Origin of the sequence: Actinomadura atramentaria DSM 43919 (assembly GCF_000381885.1) — a bacterium.
GTDB lineage: Bacteria > Actinomycetota > Actinomycetes > Streptosporangiales > Streptosporangiaceae > Spirillospora > Spirillospora atramentaria.
Genome location: NZ_KB907220.1, coordinates 98757 through 122977 on the forward strand (window position 1 = coordinate 98757; position 24221 = coordinate 122977).

Here is a 24221-nt window from a genome sequence, read left to right on the forward strand (position 1 = left end):
CCCGACCCGACCCCACGCCACTCGACCCGCCCGAGCCTGACCCCTCGCCACTCGACCCGGCCCGGCGCGATCCCTCGCCGCTCGATCCGGACCAACCTGAACCCTTGCCGCTCAATCCGGTCCGGCGCGATCCCTCGCCGTTCAACCCAGCCCGGCCTGACCCCTCGCCGTTCAATTCATCCCGGCCTGAACCGTTGCCGCTCGATCCAGCCCGGCGCGATCCCTCGCCGCTCGCCCCGGACCGACCTGGCTCCTCACCGCTCGGTCCGGTCCGGCGCGATCCCCCGCCGTTCGATCCGGACCGGTCTGATTCAGTGCGCCGCGTCTGGCGCTTGGCGGGGCGCGGCGTCCTGGTTCGGGGCTCGTCGGTCCGGGTTTCCGTGTCGCCTTCGTCCGACGAGACTTCTTTGCGGACGGCGGAACGCGGTTTCCGGGGCCGGGCGGTCTTGCTTGCGGGGCCTGTCGATGTCGTTGGTCCGGCGTCGGTGTCGTCGGCCGCGCTGGGGTCGACAGGGCGGGCCGGTTCGGACCAGGGATTCGGCGCGCCTGGGGATGCGTCGAACGAGGCGCTGCGTCGTTCAGCCCTGCTCGCCGTGCCGGGTTCTGCGGGCAGCGGCTTTTGTGCGGAGCGTTGGCTGTGCGGCTGCGTTTTTTCCGGAGGTGGCGCGTTCTCGGGTGTGGGCGTGGCGGGAGGCACCACGCCCGGAGTTGGTGCGGTGTTGCGGGAGGCCGTCGCCAGATGGGCGAACGGGGACGGTCCCGTGCCCGGTTCGCGCGGCGGGGCGAGGTGTCCGAACGGGGCCGCCTCGGTGCCCGGGCGTGTCGGGGCCGCCAGGTCGGCGAACGGGTTCTCCGGGGCGCGTCCGGATCGGTCGGTGAGGTGGGCGAACGGGCCGTCAGCGCTCGGGTTCCAGGGCGTGCCGACCGCGGGCGCGGCCGTGTCACCCGCCTCAGGCCCCGGCCCGCCGCCTTCGGCGGGCGGACCACCTGTCTCCTGATCTACGGCCGGAGCAGATGACGCACCCACCCCGATTTCCGGGAAGACATCCAGCGCCTCGCCCGGCTCGATCGCCCCCTCGCCCTCCGGCACAGGGCTGCCGGGCGACTCAGGGTCGGCGGGCGGCGGAAGCTCGTCAGCGGGCACGGGTGCCTCCGGGTGGTGGGCGGCGGTGCCCGTCGTGAGCGGCGGCGCCGCCGGGGAAGTCCCGGCCGCCGTGCGCACGGCACCGGGAGGGGCGCCGCCGTCCCACTCCTGCGATCATCGCTCACGCACTGTCAGGAGTCACCCGTATCACCAGAATCCCGTCAGGAATCCGCCGCCGCGGCCTTGGCCGCCCGCCCCTTGCGCGGCGCGGGCGCGGCGGGCGCCGCCGGGGCGGCGGGAGCGTCGGCCGGCGCGGCGGAGCCGGCGGTCCCGGCGGCCTCCTTGTCGACCTTCGGCCCGATCCCGAGCTTCTCCTTGATCCTCTTCTCGATCCCGTCGGCCATGTCCGGGTTCGCCTTGAGGAAGTTGCGCGCGTTCTCCTTGCCCTGCCCGAGCTGGTCGCCGTCGCAGGTGTACCAGGCCCCGGACTTGCGGACGAAGCCGTGCTCGACGCCGAGGTCGATCAGCCCGCCCTCGCGGGAGATGCCCTGCCCGTAGAGCAGGTCGAAGTCGGCCACCCGGAACGGCGGAGCCATCTTGTTTTTCACGACCTTCACCCGGACGCGGTTGCCGACCGCCTCCGTGCCGTCCTTGAGCGTCTCGATGCGGCGCACGTCGAGCCGGACCGAGGCGTAGAACTTCAGCGCCTTGCCGCCCGTCGTGGTCTCGGGCGAGCCGAACATCACGCCGACCTTCTCGCGGAGCTGGTTGATGAAGATCACGGTGGTCTTGGTCTGGTTGATCGCGCCGGTCAGCTTGCGGAGCGCCTGCGACATCAGCCGGGCCTGCAGGCCGACGTGGCTGTCGCCCATCTCGCCCTCGATCTCGGCGCGCGGCACGAGCGCGGCGACCGAGTCGATGATGACGATGTCGATCGAGCCGGAGCGGATCAGCATGTCCGTGATCTCCAGCGCCTGCTCACCGGTGTCGGGCTGGGAGACCAGCAGCGCGTCGATGTCGACGCCGAGCTTGGCGGCGTACTCGGGGTCGAGCGCGTGCTCGGCGTCCACGAAGGCCGCGATGCCGCCCCTGCGCTGGACGCTGGCCACCGCGTGCAGGGCGATGGACGTCTTGCCGGAGCCCTCCGGCCCGTAGACCTCCACGACGCGCCCGCGCGGCAGGCCGCCGATGCCGAGCGCGATGTCGAGGGAGATCGAGCCGGTCGGGATGACCTCGACGGGCGCGCGCGCCTCCTCGCCCATCCGCATGACCGAGCCCTTGCCGAACTGCCGTTCGATCTGGGCCAGGGCGGTTTCGAGAGCCTTCTCCCGGTCGTTCGCTGCCATGAGGTGTGCCCCTTCGTCTGTGCTGTTCGCCGGCCCGGTGGCTCTCGCCCGGCCCGTGGCGGCGGTGTCGGGAGCGACGTTACGAGGAGCCGCCGACAGTTTCGAGCCGGTGGGGCGGTTGTGGATAACGCCGCGTCGCGTGACAGCGTACCGAACATCCGTTCGATCATGGCCGCGTGTCCCGATTCGCCCGCGAATCTCCGTGCGCGACACGGTTCGACACCGTACGCTGACGCCGACGCGTGTCGTCCCCGGAGGGTTTCGCCGTGACGCTGACCGTACTCTTCTGCGTCGACCCGCTCCGTCCCCGGCGCGTCGACCCCCATTTCGCCCGCGAGGCGGCGGCCGTGCGGGACCACTACGGCGAGCACGCCGTCATCGACCACGACGCGCTGCTGGCGGGGGACGCCGACGCCGCCGTCCGCGCCGTCCCCCGCGACCTCGGGCACGCCTGGTACCGCGGCTGGATGCTGCCGGGCGGGGCGTACGCGGCGCTCGCCGCGGCGCTGAGGCGGCGCGGAACGGTCCTGCTCGCGCACCCGGAGGACTACCGCCGCGCCCACGAGCTGCCCGGCTGGCACGACACGTTCGCGGGCCTGACCCCGGCGAGCGTGTGGCGGCCGGTCCCGCCCGGCGGCGACCCCGGCGACCTGGCGGAGCTGGCGGGCCCGCTGCGCCCCGGCCCCGGCGTGGTGAAGGACTACGTCAAGTCGCGCAAGCACGAGTGGGACACGGCGTGCTTCGTCCCGGACGTGAAGGACCCGGCGGCCCTCCGCGCGGTCGCGGCGGCGATGATCGCGCTGCAGGCGGAGTTCCTGGCGGGCGGCGTCGTGGTCCGCGAGTTCGAGGAGTTCGACGGCCGGGGCGAGGTCCGCGTGTGGTGGGTGGACGGCGAGCCGGTCCTGGTGGGCCCGCATCCGGACACGCCGGGAACGGTCCGGGAACCGGACCTCACGACCGTCGCGCCCGCCGTCCGGTCCCTCGGCTGCCGGTTCGTCACGACGGACCTGGCGCGGCGGACGGACGGCGCGTGGCGCGTCGTCGAGGTCGGCGACGGCCAGGTCAGCGACCTGCCGGCGACCGCCGACCCGATGGACCTGTATGCGCATCTCCCCGTTCCGGGGTGAATCCGATACACCGGAAGTGAACCGGATCGGGGTCCTCGTCCGTCGAACCGGTCACGAAACCCAAGGCCGGCCCCCCGTCGCGAAGGACGTGTTCCCGTTGCCCCCTCAGGACCCCGCCCGCAGGCTCAGCTCCCGGGCCGTGAAGATCGGCATGGTGAGCGCCCTGTCCCTGACGCTCGTCGCGTGCAGCTCCAAGTCGACCACCGCGTGGTGCGTGGACCGGGACTCGCGCGGCGGCTTCACCAACACCAAGGGCGGTTACCGCGTCGTCCCCGACAGCTACTGCAACCGCTCGGACATCAACAACGGGACCGTCGGCTACGGCCGGTACTTCTGGTACTACGGCGGTAAGCGCACGGGCAGCGGCTACGTCTCGGGCGGCAGCGTCGTCGGCCCGCGCAGCGGGAAGATCAAGTCGGGCTCGGGCACGACGCTGAGCCGCGGCGGGTTCGGCAGCCACGGCCGGAGCGGGAGCTGACGATGCGGCGCGAGCGGTCGGTCCCCCGCGACGGCTGGGCCGAGAAGGTCGAGGAGCACGGCCTGGCGTTCCACGAGACGGCGCATCCGGCGCATCTCCCCCGTCCCTACTGGGACGAGTCGGTGCATTACGTCTTCTCGATGGACGAGGTCCTGGCCCTGGAGGAGACCGTCGAGGAACTCCACCGGATGTGCCTCCAGGCCGTGGAGCACGTCGTCACCACCGGCCGGTACGGGGTGCTCGGCATCCCCGACTGGGCCGCGCCGCTGGTGGAGGCGTCCTGGCGGCGGCGCGACCCGCACCTGTACGGGCGGTTCGACCTCTGCTACGACGGCGTCGGCCCGGCGAAGCTGCTGGAGTACAACGCCGACACCCCGACGTCGCTCGTGGAGAGCGCCGTCGTCCAGTGGTACTGGCTGCAGGACACCCATCCCGGCGACGACCAGTGGAACTCCGTCCACGAACGGCTCGTCGACCGCTGGAAGGAGATCGCCCCGTCGCTCGCGCCCGGCCCCGCGCACTTCGCGTGGACGACCGAGGACGAGACCGGCGAGGAGGTCATGACGATCGCCTACCTCCAGGGGACCGCCGAGGAGGCGGGCCTGCCCGGCGTCGGGATCGCGATGGAGGACATCGGCTGGGACGCGCGCCGGGGACGGTTCGTGGACCTCGCCGAAGCGGAGATCCGGACGCTCTGCAAGCTGTACCCGTGGGAGTGGATCGTCGCCGAGCCGTTCGGGCGGAACGTCCCGGCGGCCCCGACCGCGTGGATCGAGCCGATCTGGAAGATGGTCCTGTCCAACAAGGCGCTGCTGGTCCTGCTGTGGGAGCTGTTCCCGGGGCATCCGAACCTGCTGCCCGCGTATCTGAACACGCCGGGGAACCTGACGTCCTACGTGCAGAAGCCGCTGCTCGGCCGGGAGGGGGCCAGCATGCGGATCGTCACGCCGGACGGGCGCGAGCAGCGCACCGAGGGCGAGTACGGGCGGGAGGGCTACGTCTTCCAGCAGTTCCACGCCCTGCCGGAGTTCGACGGCGAGCATCCCGTGCTCGGGGCGTGGATGGTCGCGGACGAGTCCGCGGGCCTCGGCATCCGCGAGACGGCCGGGCTCATCACCGACGACACGTCGTCGTTCGTCCCGCACCGCATCGCGGACTGAGGCGGACGGATCAGCGGAGGCGCGGCGGGACGTCGAACGACGCGACGACGGCCCGCCACACGCTCTTCGCCGACTCGCCCTCGGCGAACGCCTGCTCGATCGTCCGGCCGCCCAGCTCGGCGAGCACCTGGTCCTTCGCCACGCTCGCGGCGTAGTTCTCGCCGAACTGCTCGTTCATCCGTTCCCAGAACTGTGTGAGCCTCACCTGTTCAACCTATCCGCGGCGGCGGACCCCCTGGACCCCTCACACTGCGCGCCCGGCCGCTCGCCTGGCGGCTCGCGGCCGTGCGCCCCGAGCACGCCGTGAGCCACCGGTACCGCGTCCGGCCGTGCGTCCCCCGGAGCGCACGGCCGTGAACCACCGGTACCGCGTCGGCCGTGCGTCCCGGGCTACGAAGGATCTTGCGTGCGCTCTTCGCGGTGGACACCGGTGAGGTAGCGCTCCACCGCCTCGATGACCCGCGCCGAGCGGTACGACGGGAAGACGTCGAACGCGTGTTGGCCGCCCCGCATCTCCGCATAGGCGACCGGGTTGGCGGACGCGGCGCGCAGGGCCGTGACGAAGCGCCGGGCCTCGGCCACCGGTACCAGCGAGTCGTGGGTTCCGTGGATCACGAAGAACGGCGGCGCGTCGGCGTGGACGCGCATCTCCGGGGACGCGCGGCGGAACGGCTCCGGATCTGCCCGCAGCGAGCGCTTGAACACGAGCTTGCGCATCAGCCCCGTCGCACCCATCGGGACGCGCCACGGCCCAGGATCGACCAGGTTGTAGATCCCGTAAAACGGAACGGCCGCGCGCACGCTCGTGTCCGCGTCCTCGAAACCCGGCTGGTACTCGGGATCTCCGGCGGTGAGCGCGACGAGCGCGGCGAGGTGTCCCCCGGCGGACCCACCGGTGACGCACAGGAAATCCGGGTCGGCCCCGTACTCGGCGGCGTGCTCGCGGTACCAGGCGATGAACCGCTTGAGGTCGACGATGTGGTCGGGCCAGGTCGCGCGCGGGCTGAGCCGGTAGTTGACGTTGAACCCGACCCATCCGTGGACGGCCATGTGGTTGAGCAGCGGCAGTCCCTGCTCGCGCTTGTCGCCGACGACCCACGCGCCGCCGTGGATCTGGAGGAGACCAGGGCGCAGCTCGCCGTCGGCGGCGGGCCGGTAGACGTCGAGCCGCAGCCGCTTCTCTTCCCAGTAGACGACGTTCCGGTCGACGCGGACGCCGCGCCGGGGCACGAAGCACAGCGGCGGCACGGCGAGATGCGAGCGCGGATACCGGGACGCGCCGTGGTGCAGCTCGCGGGGAATCCCGCAGTCGCGCAGCGTGACGACCGTCCGCCGGGACAGGACGATCGTCGCGACCGTCCCGGCCGTCGCGACGATCCCGAGCGCGAGCCCGCACCATCCCGCCCACCCCGCCAGCCCGCCCGACACCGCGAGCGCGGCGAGCGCGACGGCCTCCAGCACGAGCAGATGCGGCGCGAGTTCGGTGGCCAGCCACCCGCTGAAGAAGCTGGGCACCAGCAGGAATCCCGCGCTGCGGGGCCACCGCGCGTTCGCGGCGACCAGCGCCAGCGCGGCTCCGACGACGAGCAGGACGTACGGCATGCGGCGGCTCCCAGAACGGTCCGCCCCCACCCTGCCGACGAAAAGCGTCCACTTACAACGTGACCCCGGTCACCTCGTCACGTTCTGTCAGACCCGGCGGGCAGGATGGAGGACATGGCCGCCGACGTGCTCGAACGCTTCTCCCCCGCCACCCGCGCGTGGTTCGCGGGCGCGTTCGCCGCGCCCACGGCGGCGCAGGCCGGGGCGTGGGAGTCGGTGGCCGAGGGCGAGAACACGCTCGTCGTCGCCCCGACCGGCTCCGGCAAGACGCTCGCGGCGTTCCTGTGGTCGCTGGACCGGCTGGCCGCCGAGCCCGTCCCGGAGGACCCGAGGCGCCGCTGCCGCGTCCTGTACGTGTCGCCGCTGAAGGCCCTCGCGGTGGACGTCGAGCGCAACCTGCGCGCGCCGCTGACCGGCATCCGGCAGGCGGCGCGGCGGCTGGGCCTGCCCGAGCCGGACGTGCGGGTCGGCATCCGCTCCGGCGACACCCCGGCCGACGAGCGGCGGCGCATCGCCACCCGCCCGCCGGACATCCTGATCACCACGCCGGAGTCGCTGTTCCTGCTGCTCACCGCGCAGGCGCGGGAGGCGCTGCGCGGCGTGGAGACCGTCATCGTGGACGAGGTCCACGCCGTCGCGGGCACCAAGCGCGGCGCGCACCTGGCGCTGTCGCTGGAGCGGCTGGACGCGCTGCTGGAGCGGCCCGCGCAGCGCATCGGCCTGTCGGCGACGGTCCGCCCGGTGGACGAGGTGGCGGCGTTCCTCGGCGGCCCGCGCCCGGCGCGGACGGTGCAGCCGCCGTCGGAGAAGGAGTTCGCGCTCGACGTCGTCGTCCCGGTGGAGGACATGGGCGAGGTCGCCGCGTTCACCGACGACGCGGGCGCGGCCGACCCAAGGCAGCGCAGCATCTGGCCGCACGTGGAGGACCGCGTCCTCGACCTCATCGAGGGGCACCGGTCGACGCTGGTGTTCGCGAACTCGCGGCGGCTCGCGGAGCGGCTGTGCGGGCGGCTGAACGAGCTGGCCTACGAGCGGGCGACGGCCGTCGAAAGCGACGGTCCGGCCCGCATCGGCCCCGACGACGTGGCCCGCGCCCTCGCCGCCCCCGCCGAGGTGATGGCGCAGGCGGGCGCGGCGGCCGGCGTCCCCGCCGAGATCGCCCGCGCCCACCACGGATCGGTGTCCAAGGAGGAGCGCGCGGGCATCGAGGACGCGCTGAAGCAGGGCCGCCTGCCCGCCGTCGTCGCCACGTCCAGCCTGGAGCTGGGCATCGACATGGGCGCGGTCGACCTGGTCGTCCAGGTGGAGTCGCCGCCCTCGGTGGCGAGCGGCCTGCAGCGGGTGGGCCGCGCGGGGCACCAGGTCGGCGCGGTGTCGCACGGCGTGATCTTCCCCAAGTACCGGGGCGACCTGGTGCAGACGGCGGTCGTCGCGGAGCGGATGCGCGCGGGCCTGATCGAGGAGCTGCGGTACCCGCGCAACCCGCTGGACGTCCTGGCGCAGCAGATCGTGGCGATGGTGGCGCTGGAGGAGTGGACGGTCGACGGGCTGGAGACCGTCGTCAAACGCGCCGCCCCCTACGCGACGCTGCCGCGCTCGGCGCTGGAGGCCACCCTCGACATGCTCGCGGGCCGCTACCCGAGCGACGAGTTCGGCGAGCTGCGGCCCCGCCTGGTGTGGGACCGGGTGACGGGCGTCCTGCGGGACCGGCCGGGCGCGCAGCGGCTCGCGGTGACCAGCGGCGGCACGATCCCCGACCGTGGCCTGTTCGGGGTGTTCCTGGTCGGTGAGAAGTCGTCGCGGGTCGGCGAGCTGGACGAGGAGATGGTGTACGAGTCGCGCGTCGGGGACGTGTTCGTCCTCGGGGCCAGCTCGTGGCGCATCGAGGACATCACGCCGGACCGGGTGCTGGTGTCGCCCGCGCCGGGGCAGGCGGGCAAGCTGCCGTTCTGGCACGGCGACGCGCTGGGCCGTCCGGCGGAGCTGGGCCGGGCGCTGGGCGCGTTCACCCGGGAGCTGGCGCGGCTGCCGGCGGAGAGGGCGCGGGAGCGGGTCGGCGCGGCGGGGCTGGACGCGTTCGCGGCCGGGAACCTGGTGGCGTACCTGGCGGAGCAGAAGGAGGCGACGGGGCACGTCCCCGACGACCGGACGCTGGTGGTGGAGCGGTTCCGCGACGAGCTGGGCGACTGGCGGCTCGTCGTCCACTCCCCGCTGGGCGGCCGCGTCCACGCGCCGTGGGCGCTGGCCATCGCGGGGCGGCTGCGCGAGCGGTACGGGGTGGACGCGCAGGCGATGCACGCCGACGACGGGATCGTGCTGCGCGTCCCCGACATGGACGAGCCCCCGAACCTGGACCTGGCCGTCTTCGACCCGGACGAGATCGAGCGCGTCGTGGTGGACGAGCTGGGCGGCTCGGCGCTGTTCGCGGCCCGGTTCCGCGAGTGCGCGGCGCGCTCGCTGCTGCTGCCGCGCCGCCGCCCCGACAGGCGGATGCCGCTGTGGCAGCAGCGGCAGCGCGCGGCGCAGCTGCTGGCGGTGGCGAGCCGGTACCCGTCGTTCCCGATCGTGCTGGAGACGATGCGCGAGTGCCTTCAGGACGTCTTCGACGTGCCGGGCCTGGTCCAGGTGATGCGGGATCTGGCGGGCCGGAGGGTCCGGCTGGTCGAGGTGGAGACGCCGCAGCCGTCGCCGTTCGCGCGGTCGCTGCTGTTCCGGTACGTCGGCGCGTTCATGTACGAGGGCGACTCGCCGCTCGCGGAGCGCCGCGCGCAGGCCCTCGCGCTGGACTCGGCGCTGCTCGCGGAGCTGCTCGGCCAGGCGGATCTGCGGGAGCTGCTGGACGCCGAGGTCGTCGTCGACACCGAGCGGGAGCTGCAGCGGCTCGCGGAGGACCGGCGCGCCCGCGACGTGGAGGGCGTGGCGGACCTGCTGCGCGCGCTCGGCCCGCTGACGGCGGCCGAGGTCGCGGAGCGCGCGACGGCGGACCCGACCGGGTGGCTGGGCGAGCTGGTGACGGCGCGGCGGGCGATCCGCGTCCGGGTCGCGGGGGTCGAGCACGTCGCGGCGATCGAGGACGCGGGGCGGCTGCGGGACGCGCTCGGCGCGCCGCTGCCGGTCGGCGTCCCGGAGGCGTTCCTGGAGCCGGTGGCCGATCCGCTCGGCGACCTGGTGTCCCGGTACGCGCGCACGCACGGGCCGTTCCGCGCGGAGGAGGCGGCGGCGCGGTTCGGGCTGGGCGTCGCGGTGGTCGGGGAGGTGCTGCGGCGGCTGGCGGGCGCGGGCCGCGTGGTGGCGGGCGAGTTCCTGCCCGCCGAGGCGGCGCGCGGCCCGCTGGGCGGCGAGTGGTGCGACGCGGGCGTGCTGCGGACGCTGCGCCGCCGGTCGCTGGCGCGGCTGCGCGCGGAGGTGGAGCCGTCGCCGCCGGAGGCGCTGGGCCGGTTCCTGCCGGTGTGGCACGGGATCGCGGGCGGGTCGCGGCTGCGCGGGATCGACGCGCTGGTGCAGGCCGTGGAGCAGTTGCAGGGCGCGGCGGTGCCCGCGTCGGCGCTGGAGTCGCTGATCCTGCCGTCGCGCGTGCCGGGGTACTCCCCCGCGCTGCTGGACGAGCTGACGTCGGCGGGCGAGGTCGTGTGGGCGGGGCAGGGCGCGCTGCCGGGCGGCGACGGCTGGGTGTCGCTGTATTTGGCCGACACCGCGCCGCTGCTGCTGGCCGAGCCGGGCGAGATCACGCTGACGCCCGTCCACGAGGCCGTGCTGGACGTGCTCGGCGACGGCGGCGCGCTGTTCTTCCGCGCCCTGTCCGACCGGGTGCGGAAGCGGGCGACGGCGAACGACCGGGAACTCCTGACCGCCGTGTGGGACCTGGTGTGGGCGGGCCGCCTCACCAACGACACCCTCGCCCCGCTGCGGGCGGCGCTCGGCGCGGGCCGTCCGGCGCACCGGGCGCGGCCGACGCGGCGGGGCCGCCCGGTGCTGCCGTCGCGGACGGGCCCGCCCGCCGCCGCCGGGCGCTGGTGGGTCGTGCCGGAGCGGGAGACCGCGCCGACGCCGCGCGCGCACGCGCTGGCCGAGGCGCTGCTGGAGCGGTACGGGATCGTCATCCGGGGCGCGGTGGCGGCGGAGCGCGCGCCGGGCGGGTTCGCGGCGGTGTACCCGGTGCTGCGGGCGTTCGAGGACAGCGGCCGCTGCCGCCGGGGGTACTTCGTGGAGGGTCTGGGCGCGGCGCAGTTCGCGCTGCCCGGCGCGGTGGACCGGCTGCGCGCGCTGCGCCCGGCGGCCGATCCGGGGCCGCCCGCCGACCTCGGCGCGCTGTGGGAGACGCCCGCCGCGCCCCCGGCGGCGCGTGCGCTGGTGCTGGCCGCCGCCGACCCGGCGAACCCGTACGGGGCGGCGCTGCCGTGGCCGGAGCGGCCGGGCGAGGCGGTGTCGGGGCACAAGCCGGGCCGCAAGGCGGGCGCGCTGGTCGTGCTGGCGGACGGCCGTCTGGTCCTGTACGTCGAACGCGGCGGCAAGACGCTGCTGACCTGGGAGGACGATCTTGCGGTCCTGCAACCGGCGGTGGACGCGCTGGCGCTGGCCGTCCGCGAGGGCGCGCTCGGCAAGCTGACGGTCGAGCGCGCGGACGGCGCGGCCATCGGTGACTCCCCGCTGGCGGCGGCGCTGGAGGCGGCGGGTTTCCATCCGACGCCGCGCGGGCTGCGGCTGCGCGCCTGACGTCCGTCCCGTCCCGGGAATCTCGCCCTTTCCGTAATCTTGACTGGTTCCAGAAACTGAGCGAGTCTGAGGAACGTGTCCTCGGACTCGGCCTTCCGCCGGATGCTGCGCGACGCCGCGCTGCGCGTGACCCGCCCACGGGTCGCGGTACTGAGCGCGGTCCACGCCCATCCGCACGCCGACACCGAAGCGATCATCGACGCCGTGCGCGGGCGGCTGCCCAAGGTCTCCCACCAGGCCGTGTACGACTCGCTGCGGACGCTCACCGCCGCCGGCCTGGTCCGGCGCGTCCAGCCCTCCGGCCTCGTGGCCCGCTACGAGTCGCGGGTCGGGGACAACCACCACCACATCGTGTGCCGGTCGTGCGGGGCCATCGCCGACGCCGACTGCCGCGCCGGCGCCGCGCCCTGCCTGACCGCCGCCGACGACCGGGGCTTCGCGATCGACGAGGCCGAGATCGTCTACTGGGGCCTGTGCCCCGGCTGCTCCCCATCCCCGTGATGCGCTCCGCCCCCGAAAGGACCGACATGTCCGACAACGAAACCAACGTCTACCGGACCAACGACGAGAGCGCGGACGGCTGCCCCGTCCCGCACGCGCGCGCCCCGCACCCCACCCAGGGCGGCGGCAACCGCGGCTGGTGGCCGAACCGGCTGAACCTGCGCATCCTGGCCAAGAACCCGCCGGTCACCGACCCGTTCGGCGCGGACTTCGACTACGCGGCGGCGTTCACGAGCCTCGACCTGCCCGCCGTGAAGCGCGACATCGCCGAGGCGCTGACGACGTCCCACGACTGGTGGCCCGCCGACTTCGGCCACTACGGGCCGTTCATCATCCGGATGGCGTGGCACAGCGCGGGCACGTACCGCATCAGCGACGGCCGGGGCGGCGCCGGGTCCGGGCAGCAGCGCTTCGCCCCGCTCAACAGCTGGCCCGACAACGCCAACCTCGACAAGGCCCGGCGGCTGCTGTGGCCCGTCAAGAAGAAGTACGGCAAGAACCTCTCCTGGGCGGACCTGCTGGTCCTCGCGGGCAACGTCGCCCTGGAGTCGATGGGCTTCGAGACGTTCGGGTTCGCCGGGGGCCGCGCCGACGTCTACGAGCCCGACGAGGACGTCTACTGGGGCCCGGAGACGACATGGCTCGGCGACGAGCGCTACACCGGCGACCGCGACCTGGAGAGCCCGCTCGGCGCGGTCCAGATGGGCCTGATCTACGTCAACCCGGAGGGCCCGAACGGCAACCCGGACCCGATCGCCGCCGCGCGCGACATCCGCGAGACGTTCCGCCGCATGGCGATGAACGACGAGGAGACCGTCGCGCTCATCGCGGGCGGCCACACCTTCGGCAAGACGCACGGCGCGGGCCCCGCCGACAACGTCGGCCCCGAGCCGGAGGCCGCGCCGCTGGAGGAGCAGGGCCTGGGCTGGAAGAGCTCGTTCCGCACCGGCAAGGGCGGCGACGCGATCACCAGCGGGCTGGAGGGCATCTGGACGCCCACCCCGACGACCTGGGACAACAGCTTCTTCGAGACGCTGTTCGCCTACGAGTGGGAGCTGTTCGAGAGCCCGGCGGGCGCGGCGCAGTGGCGGCCGAAGGACGGCGCGGGCGCGGGCACCGTCCCCGACCCGCACGACCCGGCGAAGCGGCACGCGCCGACGATGCTGACGACCGACCTGTCGCTGCGCTTCGACCCCGTCTACGAGCCGATCTCGCGGCGGTTCCTGGAGCACCCCGACGAGTTCGCGGACGCGTTCGCGCGGGCCTGGTTCAAGCTGACGCACCGCGACATGGGCCCCGTCGCCCGCTACCTCGGCCCGGAGGTCCCGGCCGAGACGCTGCTGTGGCAGGACCCGCTGCCGCCGGTGACGCACCCGCTCGTCGGGCCGGCGGAGATCGCGGACCTCAAGCGGCGCGTGCTGGAGTCGGGGCTGACGGTGTCCCAGCTCGTCACGACGGCGTGGGCGTCGGCGTCCACGTTCCGCGGCGGCGACAAGCGCGGCGGGGCCAACGGCGCGCGCGTCCGCCTGGAGCCGCAGAAGGACTGGGAGGTCAACGAGCCGGACCGGCTCGCGACGGTGCTGCGGACGCTGGAGGACGTCCGGCGCGGGTTCAACGACGCGCAGACCGGGGACGTCCGGATCTCGCTGGCCGACCTGATCGTCCTCGCCGGGGCCGCCGCCGTCGAGAAGGCCGCCGCCGACGCGGGCCACCCCGTCGAGGTGCCGTTCACGCCCGGCCGCACCGACGCGGCGCAGGACGAGACCGACGTGGAGTCGTTCGCGGCGCTCGAACCGTCCTCGGACGGCTTCCGCAACTACCGCGGCAAGGGCCAGCGGCTGCCCGCCGAGTTCCTGCTCGTCGACCGGGCGAACCTGCTGACGCTCAGCGCGCCGGAGATGACGGTGCTGGTCGGCGGCCTGCGGGTGCTCGGCGCGAACCACGGCGGGTCGGCGCTCGGCGTCCTCACCGACGCGCCGGGAACGCTGACGAACGACTTCTTCGTCAACCTCCTCGACCTCGACACCACCTGGCGGCCCACCTCGGCGGACGCCGAGACGTTCGAGGGCGTGGACGGCTCGGGCGCGGTCCGGTGGACGGGCAGCCGCGCCGACCTGGTGTTCGGCTCGAACTCCGAGCTGCGCGCCGTCGCGGAGGTGTACGCGGCCGACGACGCGCGCGAGAAGTTCGTGGCGGACTTCGTCGCGGCGTGGGACAAGGTCATGAACCTGGACCGGTTCGACCTGGCCTGAGCACGCCGGTGTCCGGGCCGTCCGCGGCCCGGGCGCCGGTCAGGCGTCCTGCGGGCGGCAGCGGGGGCACAGCCCCCAGAAGGTGACGTCGGCCTCGTCCACCAGGAAGCCGCCGTCGTCGGACGGGTGCAGGCACGGCGCGCGGCCGACCGCGCAGTCGACGTCCCGGACGGTCCCGCAGCTCCGGCACACCAGGTGGTGGTGGTTGTCCCCGACGCGCCCCTCGTACCGGGCGGGGCTGCCCGCGGGCTCGATGCGGCGCAGCAGCCCGGCGGCCGTGAGCGCGTGCAGCGCCTCGTACACGGCCTGCAGCGAAATATGCCCGACGCGCTCGCGCACGCCCCGCGCGATCGTCTCGACGTCCAGATGGTCGCCCGCGCGGACGGTCTCGACCAGCGCGACGCGGGCGGCGGTCACCCGCAGCCCGACGCCGCGCAGCTCGTCGGCGACGGTGGGGGGCGGGGACGCGGTCATACCCCCAAATCTACTTCACACCGCCCCGCCCACCGCGCCGTCTCACCCCCGCGACCGCCCCTGCCACGGCCACCGCCCCGTCAACTCGACCTCCAACGAGAAGCTGAGGACGGTCCGGATCGCCACGATCGCGGCAAGGACCGCGACGCTGTTGAGCGTCGGCGTCGCCGCGACCGTCCGGATGATGTCGCCCGCGACGAGGATCTCCAGCCCGAGCAGAATGGCCCGCCCGAGACTCTGCCGGAATCCCCGGTAATCGACGGAGCGACCGCCCGCGCGCACGGCCCGATACCCGAACACGCCGCAGACCAGCAGCCCGCCGCCGGCGATGACGACCACCCCGGCGAGATCCACCCCCCGCCCGACACCCTCCACAACCCCAACGAAATCCACCGACACCCCCCCCCGCCACCGGTTATTGCCCCCTCACCCCCACCCAACCCCTCACAACAACCGGACCCCGTGGGGATGGGTGTTCGGTGGGTGCAGTTGCTCGGAGTCTGGACGAGTACGTCGTCGTCCCGTGACCTCGGTCAGCGGCGTTTGCGGGAGAGGAGGGTCACCAGGCCGCGGAAGGCTCGTTCGTCGAGGGTGCCGAAGGGGTTGTCGTGGACGATGTAGGTCCAGGTCGCGGAGGGGCGTTGGACGCCCGCGGCGGCGAGGTCGATGCCGTCCGGGCCCGCGGTGAGGGTGGTGAAGGCGGCGACGGCGTTGTCGCGGGCGGTGGGGAGCAGGCGTTTGCCCGCGGGGACGGCCTCGCGGTTGAACTCGACCAGGGGGTCCAGGCCGCGGCCGAGGGAGCGCAGGTGGATGCCCTCGCGCAGTTCGGCGAGGAACGCCAGGTGGTCGGACCAGACCCGGTCGAGGTGGTACAGGACGAGCGTGCGGGCCGCTGCGGCGACGGCCGCCGCACCGGCGGCGTCCACCAGAGACGCGTGGTGGTCGGCGGCGCGCGTGCGCAGGAGTGAGTCGCCCGCGTCGCCGCGCAGGACGCGGTCGCGCTCGGCCAGAACCTCCGCGCGCTGCAGCCCGATCAGGTGGTTGTACCGCCACGTGTTGCGGTGGATCTCCAGGTCCACGCCCTCCGCGACGCGCTGCGCGTGCCCGGTGATCCAGTGCGCGCCCTTGTCGGTGATCAGGCCGTCGTCGCCGGTCTCGCCCTTGTACGTCTCGTCGGGCGCGTACCGGGTGACGAGATCGTCCTGCAGCGACGTCAGGAACACCGACCCGCCGGGATCGCCCTGGCGTCCCGCGCGGCCCCGGAGCTGATCGTCCAGACGGCTGCTGTGGTAGTGGCCCGTCCCGATGACGAGCAGGCCGCCCGCCGCCGCGACGCGGTCGCGGTCCGCGCCGTCCGCGCCGCCGAGCCGGATGTCGGTGCCGCGCCCCGCGATCTGCGTGGAGACCGTCAGCGCGCCGTACGCCCCGGCGTCCGCGATGACGGCGGCCTCGCCCGCGTCGTTCTTGGCGTTCAGGACGACCGGTTCCAGCCCGGCGCGGCGCAGCCGCCGCGCGAGCCGTTCGGACGCGGCGACGTCCAGCGTTCCGGCCAGCACGGGCCGCCCGGCGGCGTGCGCGGCCGCGATCGTCTCGATGACGGCGACGTCCCGGTCGTCGGCGGTCGCGTACAGCCGGTCCGGCTCGTCCTCCCGCACGCACGGCCGGTTCGGCGGCACGACGACGATCTCCAGCCCGTAGAACTCGCGGAGCTGCCCCGCGACGGCCATCGCCGTGCCCGTCATCCCGCACCGCACCGGATACCGGCCGATGAGCTCCTGCACCGTGACCGAGTCCAGGATCTCGCCGCCCGGCGACGCGGTCAGCGCCTCCTTCGCCTCGACGGCCGCGTGCAGCCCGTCCGGCCAGCGCTGGAGCAGCGCCACGCGGCCCCGGGACTCGCTGATCAGCTTCACCGCGCCGTCCCGGACGATGTAGTCCACGTCCCGGTGCAGCAGCACCTCCGCGTGCAGCGCCAGGTTGACGGCCGTCAGCGTGTCCAGGTTCTCGACGGCGTACAGGTCGATCCCGCCCAGCGCCGCCTCCACGGCCCGCGCGCCCGCCGGGGTGAGCTGGACGTTGCGCGCGTCCTCGTCGGTGGCGTAGTCGCGGCCGGGCCGCAGCCGCCGCGCGAGGTCGGCGTAGGCCGGGACGGGCTCGGCGTCCGCGACGGACCCGGCGAGGACGAGCGGGACCATCGCCTCGTCCACCAGCACCGAGTCGGCCTCGTCGATCAGCGCGATGCCCGGCTCGGGCAGCACGACGGCGTCCGGCTCGACGGCCAGCCGGTCCCGCAGCAGGTCGAACCCGACCTCGCTGACCGGCGCGTAGGTGATGTCGGCGGCGTACGCGGCGCGCCGCTCGTCCGGCGTGGACTCCTGCCCGACCCAGCCGGACGTGACGCCGAGCAGCGCGTGCAGCGGCGCCATCCACTCGGCGTCGCGGCGCGCGAGGTAGTCGTTGACGGACAGGACGTGGACGCGCCGCCCGCGCAGCGCGTGCCCGGCGGCGGCGACGGCCCCGGCGAGCGTCTTGCCCTCGCCCGTCGCCATCTCCGCGACGCGCCCGGACAGCAGCGCGAGGACCCCGACGAGCTGGACGTCGAACGGCCGCTCCCCCAGCGTCCGCCGCGCCGCCTCGCGGCCGAGCGCGCAGAACTCCGCGAGATCGTCGTCGCTGGTCAGACCACCCGCGCGCAGACCGGCGACGGCGGCGGAGAGCTCGTCGTCGGCCAGGTCCCGGACCGCGTCCTCCCGGCGGCCCGCCGCCGCCGCGACCGCCGACAGCGGCGCGGTGTCGGCGCTGCCCGGCCGCTGCACGAGCCGCCGCAACCGGTCACGAAGCATGCGGGCCTTCCCCTCCAGCGGGCGCGCGGCGCGCCCCGGTCGGCACGGCGGGCGGCCGTGCGGTGCTCTCGATCATTATGTCCCGCCCGGATCGGCCCGAGGTCGCACCCGCGGTTCATCCTCAGGGCGGATTCGGCCCCGCCCGCCACCTGCGACGATCGAGGGGTACGGGGTTGCGGCGGGCCGGGGAACGCCCGCCGCGGAACGGGAGTCGCACATGACACCGACGGCACGGCTCGCCGCCGCGCGGCGGCGCAGGCTGCAGATCATCAGCCGCACGGTCCTCGACCGCGCGATGCACGACCCAAGGCGCACCGCCGTGGCCGACACCGGCAGGGCGGAACCGGCGCGGTAAACCGGACGCGGGGCGGCGACGTCCCCAGAGTCGGGCGGCGGCCTCCGCACCCGCAGGCGGAGGACGCGGCCCTTCCTCGGTCCGCGCGTGACCAGTCCGCGCTGAACCAGCCCGCGCTGAACCAGCCCGCGCTGGACTAGTCCGCGCTGAACACCTCGTCGCGGGCCTGTTCCAGCGCGGCGTGCAGCGCGCCGCGCAGCACCGGCGACCCGTCCACCTCGCTGACCGCCACGGCGGGCCGGGTCGGGCTGATCCGGCCGACGACGCGTTCGATGCGGGCCGCCAGCGGCCGCCCCCCGGCGCGGCCGAGCCGTCCCGACAGGACGACGAGCCCGGGGTCGAGCACGATGTTCACCGAGGTCACGCCGTAGGAGATGCGGTCGGCCAGCTCGTCGAGGAACGCCCCGCCCCGGTCCTCGTCGGCGGCGGCGGCCCGCACGCACTCGACGGCGGTCGGCTCGGCGATGCCGTGCGCGTGCGCGAGCCGCCGGACGGCGTCCGCGCCGACCAGCGACCCGTAGCCGCCCGCCAGCGCCGGGATGCCCCACGAGGTGGACTCGGTGACGCCCTCGCCGCCGCCGGGCGCGCGCCGGGCCGCGCCGACGGGCAGCGGCGCGCCGGGCACCGGCAGGTAGCCGATCTCGCCCGCGCCGCCGAACCGGCCGCGGTGCAGCCGCCCGCCGAGCGTGACCGACAGGCCGATGCCGCGGTCCAGCCAGACCAGCGCGAAGTCCTCGGCGTCGCGCGCCGCGCCGTAGGCGCGTTCGGCGACGGCGGCGAGGTTGACGTCGTTCTCCAGCGTCACGGGCCGCCGCAGGTCGGCGCTGAGCGCGGCGAGGACGCCCTGGTGCCAGCCGGGCAGGTCGAACGCGAACTGGACGTCGCCCGAGCGCGGGTCGACGACGCCGGGCGTTCCGATGACGAACGCGCTGAGCCGGGACAGCGCGACGCGCGCCGACCGGCACGCCTTGACGACGGCGTCGTGGACGAGCGGCGCGGGCGCGTCCGTTTTGTCCGGATCGACGGTAACCTGGGTCACGACACGGCCCGTGATGTCCGCGACGCCCGCCGTGACCCCCTGCGGCCCGACCTCCAGCCCCGCGACGTACGCGCTCGACGGCACGACCGCGTACAGCGCCGCGTTCGGCCCCCGACCCCCGGCCTGCTCGCCCGCCACCTCGACCAGGCCCCGTTCCTCCAGCCGGGAGAGGAGCTGCGACGCGGTGACCTTCGACAACCCCGTGTGCTCGCCGATCTGCGCACGCGTCAGCGGACCCCTGCTGACGAGCAGATCCAGCGCGGCACGGTCGTTCAGCTCCCGCAGCAGGCGGGGCGTTCCGGGCCGTCGGACCATGCGGGAACCCCTCGATGTCTCAATCCGCTAACGAGCGGTTTTGTTTAGGAAAGTTTCTTGTTAGTTTACGCGCCAAGCGTTCCCGCCGGACCGGCACCCCGGGTGGCGGAGCGCGCAGAGCGCCGACCGGCGAGCAGGGCGCCCGCGAGCGGTGCAGGACGAAACGGGCATGGCTGGACCCTAAAGGGTCCGCGCGCCGGTGGACCAAGCACCGCGGGCCGGAGGCCACGCGAGGCGATGCGGGAAAGGAACCCCCAGTGAAGTACATCAAGATTGCGGCCGCGGTGACCGCGATCGCCCTGGCCGCCACGGCCTGCGGCGGCGACAAGAAGGACGACGCCGGTTCGGGCAAGGACCCGGCGACGCTCAAGGTCTGGATGATGGGCGACGGGACGCCCGAGCAGACGAAGTTCCTCGACGGCGTCGAGACCGAGTTCAAGCAGAAGCACCCGAACACGGACGTGCAGATCAAGTACGTCCCGTGGCCGCAGGTCGCCAACGCCTTCCAGAAGGCCGCGGCGGGCGGCGAGGGCCCGGACGTCACCGAGCTCGGCAACACCGACGTCCAGTCCCACATCGAGCAGGGCAACCTGTACGACATCAGCGACCGGGTGTCCGGCTGGGCCGACGCGAAGACGCTGAACAAGACCGCTCTGGAGAACGACAAGGCGGACGGCAAGACCTACGCCGTGCCGTGGTACGGCGGCGTGCGCGGCGTCTGGTACCGCAAGGACTGGTTCGACAAGGCCGGCCTGACCGCGCCGAAGAACTGGGCCGAGCTGACCGCCGCCGCCAAGAAGATCCAGGACCAGGAGAAGGTCCCCGGCATCGGCGTCCCGACCGACCAGACCAACGCGCTCCTCAGCTTCATCTGGGGCGACGGCGGCGAGGTCGCCCTCAAGGAGGGCGGCAAGTGGGTCGGCAAGCTCGACTCCCCGCAGGTCAAGGAGGCCGTCGAGTACTACACCGGCCTGATCTCCAAGGAGAAGGTCGCGCCGGAGAAGTACGTCGGCAAGAACGAGCTGGACGGCCCGCAGAACGACTTCGCGCTCGGCAAGCTCGGCATGTACGTCGACGGGAGCTGGGCCTACGCCCAGATGAAGAAGATCTCCCCGAAGAACGCCGACAAGTGGGCCGTCTTCCCGATCCCCGCCAAGGACGGCGGCAACGCCCCGGCGCTCGCGGGCGGCTCCGACGTCGCGGTCTGGAAGGACACCAAGGCCCCGGCCGCGGCGTTCGACTACATCACCGTGCTGAACAACGCCAAGAACGCCGCCGCGTGGGCGGACATCAGCGGGTTCTCCTCGATGCGCTCGGACGTGAAGTTCTCCGACCCGCGCCTGGCGGTCTTCACCGACATCGCGGGCAACACCAAGTTCGCGCCGATCAGCTCCGGCTGGGGCGAGTTCGAGCAGGCCAAGAAGGTCCTGCCCAACGCCCTCAAGGCCATCGTGCAGGGCAAGTCGGTCGACGATGAGCTGAAGAAGGCCAACGAGCAGGCCAACACCCTCCTGAACCCGTAGGGAACCCGATGCTCGACACCGCTCCCGCGGTGCGGACCGCGCCGGACCGGGACGACCCCGGTCCGGCGCGCCCCCGCCGCCGGTTCCGCCCGGGACCGTACCTGCTGATCCTGCCGACGGTCGCGGTCATCGCGGTCCTCATGTTCTGGCCGATCGTCCAGATCGGGATCATGTCCTTCCAGAAGGTCGGCACGCGCCAGCTCCGCGGCGAACCCGCCGAACAGGTGGGCCTCGACAACTTCCGCACGATCGTCGACGACCCGTTCTTCTGGCAGACCCTGCGGCACACGGTGCTGTTCGCCGTGGTCGCCGTCGTCCTGACGATGGTGGTCGGGACGCTGATCGGGCTGCTGCTCAACAAGCTCGGCCGCCGCATGGCCAACGTCGTCGCCGGCGGCGTGCTCGTCGCCTGGGCGACGCCGCCCGTCACGGCCGCGATCATCTTCTCCTGGCTGTTCGGCTCCACCGGCGGCCTGGTCAACTGGACGCTGGACAAGCTGCCGGACGCGCTCGTCGGCGGCGGCTGGGACGACCACAACTGGTTCGCCACGCCGCTGTCCACCTACACCGTGCTGACGATCTGCGTCGTCTGGCAGGCGTGCCCGTTCGTCGCGGTGTCGGTCCTCGCGGGCCTGAAGAGCGTCCCGTCCGAGCTGTACGAGGCGGCGCGGGTGGACGGGTCGAGCGCCTGGCGCTCGTTCTGGAGCATCACCGTCCCGCTCCTCAAGCCGATCTTCCTGCTGCTGATCGTCATGTCGATCATCTGGGACTTCAAGGTCTTCACGCAGCTCTTCATCATGTCCGGCCTGGCGAACCGCGACGCGTTCAACCTGTCGCTCTACGCCTACTCCGAGGCGTTCGGCTCGCTCAATCCGAAGCTCGGCATGGGCTCGGCCATCGCGGTCGTGCTCACGCTGCTGCTGCTCGTCGTCACCGCCGTGTACGTGCGGGTCATGGTGCGGCAGGGGGAGACCCGATGAAACACCGGAAACTGCGCGCGATCGGGTTCAACGCGCTCGGGGTGATCGTCTTCGTCGCCGCGGTGTTCCCGGTCTTCTGGATGGTCTCGACGGCGTTCAAGCCGGACGACGAGATCTTCAGCACCACGCCGCACCCCGTGCCCGCGCACCCCACGCTGGACCACTTCAGCTCCGTCCTCCACGACAACGTCGCCGAGGTGTCCTTCTGGACGTACTTCCGCAACAGCCTCGGCCTCGCGCTCGCCACCGTCCTGGTGTCCGGGCTGCTGGCGCTCCTCGCCGCGACCGCCGTCGCCCGGTTCCGGTTCCGCTTCCGGACGACGTTCCTGATCATGCTGCTGGTCGTCCAGATGGTGCCGCTGGAGGCGCTGGTCATCCCGCTGTTCCTGGACCTGAAGAAGCTGGAGCTGCTGAACAGCCTCGGCGGACTCGTCCTCGTCTACATCGGGTTCGCGGTGCCGTTCGCGATCCTCATGCTGCGCGGCTTCGTGGCGGCCGTCCCCAAGGAGCTGGAGGAGGCCGCGGCCATCGACGGCGCGGGGCCGGTGCGCGTGTTCTTCAGCGTGCTGCTGCCCCTGGTCGCGCCGGGCCTGGTCGCGACGAGCATCTTCTCCTTCATCACCGCCTGGAACGAGTTCGTCTTCGCGTTCACGTTCCTTGACGATCAGGACAAAGCAACCTTGCCGATGATGATGCAGTACTTCTTCGGGCACAACGGCAACGCCTGGGGCTCGATCATGGCCGCGTCCACGCTGCTCACGCTCCCCGTCATCGTGTTCTTCCTCGCCGTCCAGCGCCGCATGGTGTCCGGGCTGACCGCCGGGGCGGTGAAGGGATGAGCGACGACCTCGCGCGGCTCGCCCGCGCCGCGCTGCTGCCCGGGTTCACCGGTTCGACCGCGCCCGGCTGGCTGCTGGCCGAGCTGGAACGCGGCCTCGGCGGCGTCACCCTGTTCGCGATCAACGGCAACGTGCCGGGGCCGGACGCGCTCGCGGCGCTCACCGCGCGGCTGCGCGAGGCCGCCGCGCCGATCGTCACGATCGACGAGGAGGGCGGCGACGTCACCCGTCTCAGCGGCCACCTGTCCGCCAGCCCGTACCCGGGCAACGCCGCGCTCGGCCGGGTGGACGACACCGCGCTGACCCGCCGCGTGTACCGCTCGCTCGGCGCGGAGCTGGCCGAGGTCGGCGTCAACGTGGACTTCGCGCCGTCGGTGGACGTCAACACCGCCGACGACAACCCGGTGATCGGCACGCGCTCGTTCGGGTCCGACCCGGAACTCGTCGCGCGGCACGCGGCCGCCGCCGTCACCGGGCTGCAGGAGGCGGGCGTCGCGGCGTGCGCCAAGCACTTCCCCGGCCACGGCGCGACGGTCGAGGACTCCCACCTCGGCATCCCCGTCGTCGACGCCGACCTGGAGCTGCTGGACCGGCGCGAGCTGGTCCCGTTCCGCGCGGCCGTCGCGGCGGGCGCGCGGGCCGTGATGACGGCGCACCTCAACCTGCCCGCCGTCACCGGCGGCGTCCCCGCGACGCTGTCGCACGCCGCGATCACCGGCCTGCTCCGGGAACGGCTCGGCTTCACCGGGGCGATCATCACCGACGCGCTCGACATGGCGGGCGCGAGCGGCGTGATCGGCATCCCCGAGGCCGCCGTGCGGGCCCTGCTCGCCGGGGCGGACCTGCTGTGCCTCGGCCCGCGCGAGCACGAGGAGAGCGTCGCGGCGGTCCTCGCCGCGATCACCGGCGCGGTCCGGTCCGGACGGCTGCCGCTCGCGCGGCTGGCCGACGCGGCGGAGCGCTCCGCCGCGCTGCGCGCCGACCCGGCGGGGGCGGGCGCGAAGCCGGACCGGGCGGCCGGACTCGACGCGGCACGGCGCGCGGCGCGCGTCACCGGCACGCTGCCGGGCTTCGCCGGGCCGCCGCTCGTCGTGCAGCTCGCGGCGGACACCAACATCGCGGTCGGGCCGACGCCGTGGGGCCTCGGCCCGGTCCTCGGCGACGCCGCCGAGACGGTGGCCGCGGCCGGTTCCGCGGCGGAGGCGCCCGCCCTCCTGGAACGTGCCACGGGCCGCGGCCTGGTGGTCGTCCTGCGCGACGCCCACCGCCACGCGGGCCAGCGCGCCCTCGCCACGGCCCTCCTCACCGCCCGCCCCGACGCGGTCCTGGTCGAGATGGGCCTCCCCGTCTGGCAACCCGAGGGAGCGACCTACATCGCGACCTACGGCGCGGCCGAAGCCAACGCCCACGCCGCCGCCGAACTACTGCTCAAGCCCTGAGGGAACCGCGCGCGGCCCGCACCAGGGGCTGCAAGGGCCGCGCGCAGGACCCCGCACCGGGGAGCAAGGGTCACGGCCTCCACACGCACGGCCTACGCCAGGAGCTGCAGGTGGCTCACACCCACGCAGCCCGCATCAGAAGGTTGCGGAA

General features: G+C 73.8%; 18 protein-coding genes. 11 read left to right on the forward strand and 7 right to left on the reverse strand.

Annotated features, from left to right (window positions below):
* Positions 1 to 1305: 1305 nt before the first annotated feature.
* Positions 1306 to 2430 carry a recombinase RecA gene (gene recA / locus G339_RS0125925; RefSeq protein WP_019633982.1) on the reverse strand — a complete coding sequence of 375 codons (1125 nt, stop codon included), beginning with the start codon at positions 2428 to 2430 and terminating at the stop codon, positions 1306 to 1308.
* 266 nt (positions 2431 to 2696) lie between these two features.
* On the opposite strand from recA, the gene G339_RS0125930 reads away from it, so the two are divergent.
* From G339_RS0125930 to G339_RS0125940, 3 genes are all read left to right on the forward strand, one after another.
* Complete coding sequence (locus G339_RS0125930; RefSeq protein WP_019633983.1) at positions 2697 to 3557, forward strand: ATP-grasp domain-containing protein; 861 nt, start codon at positions 2697 to 2699, stop codon at positions 3555 to 3557.
* 97 nt (positions 3558 to 3654) lie between these two features.
* The gene (locus G339_RS0125935) at positions 3655 to 4035 is read left to right on the forward strand and encodes a hypothetical protein (protein ID WP_240489907.1); all 381 of its coding nucleotides are present in this window, start codon (positions 3655 to 3657) and stop codon (positions 4033 to 4035) included.
* 2 nt (positions 4036 to 4037) lie between these two features.
* A complete protein-coding gene (locus G339_RS0125940) occupies positions 4038 to 5195 on the forward strand; it encodes a glutathionylspermidine synthase family protein (RefSeq protein ID WP_019633985.1) in 1158 nt (385 codons plus the stop codon).
* 10 nt (positions 5196 to 5205) lie between these two features.
* On the opposite strand, the gene G339_RS0125945 is transcribed toward G339_RS0125940, so the two are convergent.
* Together G339_RS0125945 and G339_RS0125950 are read right to left on the reverse strand one after the other, a co-directional pair.
* Positions 5206 to 5400 carry a DUF3046 domain-containing protein gene (locus G339_RS0125945; RefSeq protein ID WP_026341782.1) on the reverse strand — a complete coding sequence of 65 codons (195 nt, stop codon included), beginning with the start codon at positions 5398 to 5400 and terminating at the stop codon, positions 5206 to 5208.
* A 185-nt stretch (positions 5401 to 5585) separates the two neighbouring features.
* The gene (locus G339_RS0125950) at positions 5586 to 6797 is read right to left on the reverse strand and encodes an alpha/beta hydrolase (RefSeq protein WP_019633987.1); all 1212 of its coding nucleotides are present in this window, start codon (positions 6795 to 6797) and stop codon (positions 5586 to 5588) included.
* Positions 6798 to 6911: 114 nt separating this feature from the next.
* Between G339_RS0125950 and G339_RS0125955 the strand changes: the two genes are divergently transcribed.
* From G339_RS0125955 to katG, 3 genes are all read left to right on the forward strand, one after another.
* Complete coding sequence (locus G339_RS0125955) at positions 6912 to 11510, forward strand: ATP-dependent helicase (protein ID WP_019633988.1); 4599 nt, start codon at positions 6912 to 6914, stop codon at positions 11508 to 11510.
* Between the two features lie 102 nt (positions 11511 to 11612).
* Entirely contained in the window at positions 11613 to 12011 is a 399-nt protein-coding gene (locus G339_RS0125960; RefSeq protein WP_019633989.1) for a Fur family transcriptional regulator, read from the forward strand.
* Between the two features lie 26 nt (positions 12012 to 12037).
* Positions 12038 to 14263, forward strand: coding sequence for a catalase/peroxidase HPI (katG, locus tag G339_RS0125965; protein WP_026341783.1), 2226 nt, complete (start codon positions 12038 to 12040; stop codon positions 14261 to 14263).
* A 39-nt stretch (positions 14264 to 14302) separates the two neighbouring features.
* Here katG and G339_RS0125970 read toward each other — a convergent pair whose 3' ends face one another.
* The 3 genes from G339_RS0125970 to secA2 all read right to left on the reverse strand — a co-directional run bounded on the left by G339_RS0125970 (position 14303) and on the right by secA2 (position 17580).
* Positions 14303 to 14737 carry a Fur family transcriptional regulator gene (locus G339_RS0125970; protein WP_019633991.1) on the reverse strand — a complete coding sequence of 145 codons (435 nt, stop codon included), beginning with the start codon at positions 14735 to 14737 and terminating at the stop codon, positions 14303 to 14305.
* 42 nt (positions 14738 to 14779) lie between these two features.
* Positions 14780 to 15130 (reverse strand): DUF1622 domain-containing protein, encoded by a 351-nt coding sequence (locus G339_RS0125975; RefSeq protein ID WP_026341784.1) that lies wholly within the window; start codon positions 15128 to 15130, stop codon positions 14780 to 14782.
* Between the two features lie 140 nt (positions 15131 to 15270).
* On the reverse strand, positions 15271 to 17580 hold the full coding sequence (gene secA2 / locus G339_RS0125980; RefSeq protein WP_033324362.1) for an accessory Sec system translocase SecA2: 2310 nt from the start codon (positions 17578 to 17580) through the stop codon (positions 15271 to 15273).
* 217 nt (positions 17581 to 17797) lie between these two features.
* On the opposite strand from secA2, the gene G339_RS39150 reads away from it, so the two are divergent.
* Positions 17798 to 17935 carry a hypothetical protein gene (locus G339_RS39150; RefSeq protein WP_019633994.1) on the forward strand — a complete coding sequence of 46 codons (138 nt, stop codon included), beginning with the start codon at positions 17798 to 17800 and terminating at the stop codon, positions 17933 to 17935.
* A 136-nt stretch (positions 17936 to 18071) separates the two neighbouring features.
* Here G339_RS39150 and G339_RS0125990 read toward each other — a convergent pair whose 3' ends face one another.
* Complete coding sequence (locus tag G339_RS0125990; RefSeq protein ID WP_019633995.1) at positions 18072 to 19289, reverse strand: ROK family transcriptional regulator; 1218 nt, start codon at positions 19287 to 19289, stop codon at positions 18072 to 18074.
* A 257-nt stretch (positions 19290 to 19546) separates the two neighbouring features.
* Between G339_RS0125990 and G339_RS0125995 the strand changes: the two genes are divergently transcribed.
* The 4 genes from G339_RS0125995 to G339_RS0126010 are packed head-to-tail and all read left to right on the forward strand — an operon-like array spanning position 19547 to position 24070.
* Positions 19547 to 20812, forward strand: coding sequence for an extracellular solute-binding protein (locus tag G339_RS0125995; RefSeq protein WP_019633996.1), 1266 nt, complete (start codon positions 19547 to 19549; stop codon positions 20810 to 20812).
* An 8-nt stretch (positions 20813 to 20820) separates the two neighbouring features.
* Positions 20821 to 21792 (forward strand): carbohydrate ABC transporter permease, encoded by a 972-nt coding sequence (locus tag G339_RS0126000; protein ID WP_019633997.1) that lies wholly within the window; start codon positions 20821 to 20823, stop codon positions 21790 to 21792.
* Positions 21789 to 22631 carry a carbohydrate ABC transporter permease gene (locus G339_RS0126005; protein ID WP_019633998.1) on the forward strand — a complete coding sequence of 281 codons (843 nt, stop codon included), beginning with the start codon at positions 21789 to 21791 and terminating at the stop codon, positions 22629 to 22631. Before G339_RS0126000 ends, G339_RS0126005 begins: the two co-directional genes overlap by 4 nt.
* Positions 22628 to 24070 (forward strand): glycoside hydrolase family 3 protein, encoded by a 1443-nt coding sequence (locus G339_RS0126010; protein WP_019633999.1) that lies wholly within the window; start codon positions 22628 to 22630, stop codon positions 24068 to 24070. Before G339_RS0126005 ends, G339_RS0126010 begins: the two co-directional genes overlap by 4 nt.
* The last annotated feature ends 151 nt before the right edge of the window (positions 24071 to 24221 follow it).

Bases quoted from the DNA above. Each gene is read 5' to 3' on its own strand.
- recA (WP_019633982.1), bottom strand. From the start codon at position 2,430: ATGGCAGCGAACGACCGGGAGAAGGCTCTCGAAACCGCCCTGGCCCAG.
- G339_RS0125940 (WP_019633985.1), top strand. From the start codon at position 4,038: ATGCGGCGCGAGCGGTCGGTCCCCCGCGACGGCTGGGCCGAGAAGGTC.
- G339_RS0125950 (WP_019633987.1), bottom strand. From the start codon at position 6,797: ATGCCGTACGTCCTGCTCGTCGTCGGAGCCGCGCTGGCGCTGGTCGCC.
- G339_RS0125955 (WP_019633988.1), top strand. From the start codon at position 6,912: ATGGCCGCCGACGTGCTCGAACGCTTCTCCCCCGCCACCCGCGCGTGG.
- G339_RS0125960 (WP_019633989.1), top strand. From the start codon at position 11,613: ATGCTGCGCGACGCCGCGCTGCGCGTGACCCGCCCACGGGTCGCGGTA.
- katG (WP_026341783.1), top strand. From the start codon at position 12,038: ATGTCCGACAACGAAACCAACGTCTACCGGACCAACGACGAGAGCGCG.
- G339_RS0125970 (WP_019633991.1), bottom strand. From the start codon at position 14,737: ATGACCGCGTCCCCGCCCCCCACCGTCGCCGACGAGCTGCGCGGCGTC.
- secA2 (WP_033324362.1), bottom strand. From the start codon at position 17,580: ATGCTTCGTGACCGGTTGCGGCGGCTCGTGCAGCGGCCGGGCAGCGCC.
- G339_RS39150 (WP_019633994.1), top strand. From the start codon at position 17,798: ATGACACCGACGGCACGGCTCGCCGCCGCGCGGCGGCGCAGGCTGCAG.
- G339_RS0125990 (WP_019633995.1), bottom strand. From the start codon at position 19,289: ATGGTCCGACGGCCCGGAACGCCCCGCCTGCTGCGGGAGCTGAACGAC.
- G339_RS0126000 (WP_019633997.1), top strand. From the start codon at position 20,821: ATGCTCGACACCGCTCCCGCGGTGCGGACCGCGCCGGACCGGGACGAC.
- G339_RS0126005 (WP_019633998.1), top strand. From the start codon at position 21,789: ATGAAACACCGGAAACTGCGCGCGATCGGGTTCAACGCGCTCGGGGTG.
- G339_RS0126010 (WP_019633999.1), top strand. From the start codon at position 22,628: ATGAGCGACGACCTCGCGCGGCTCGCCCGCGCCGCGCTGCTGCCCGGG.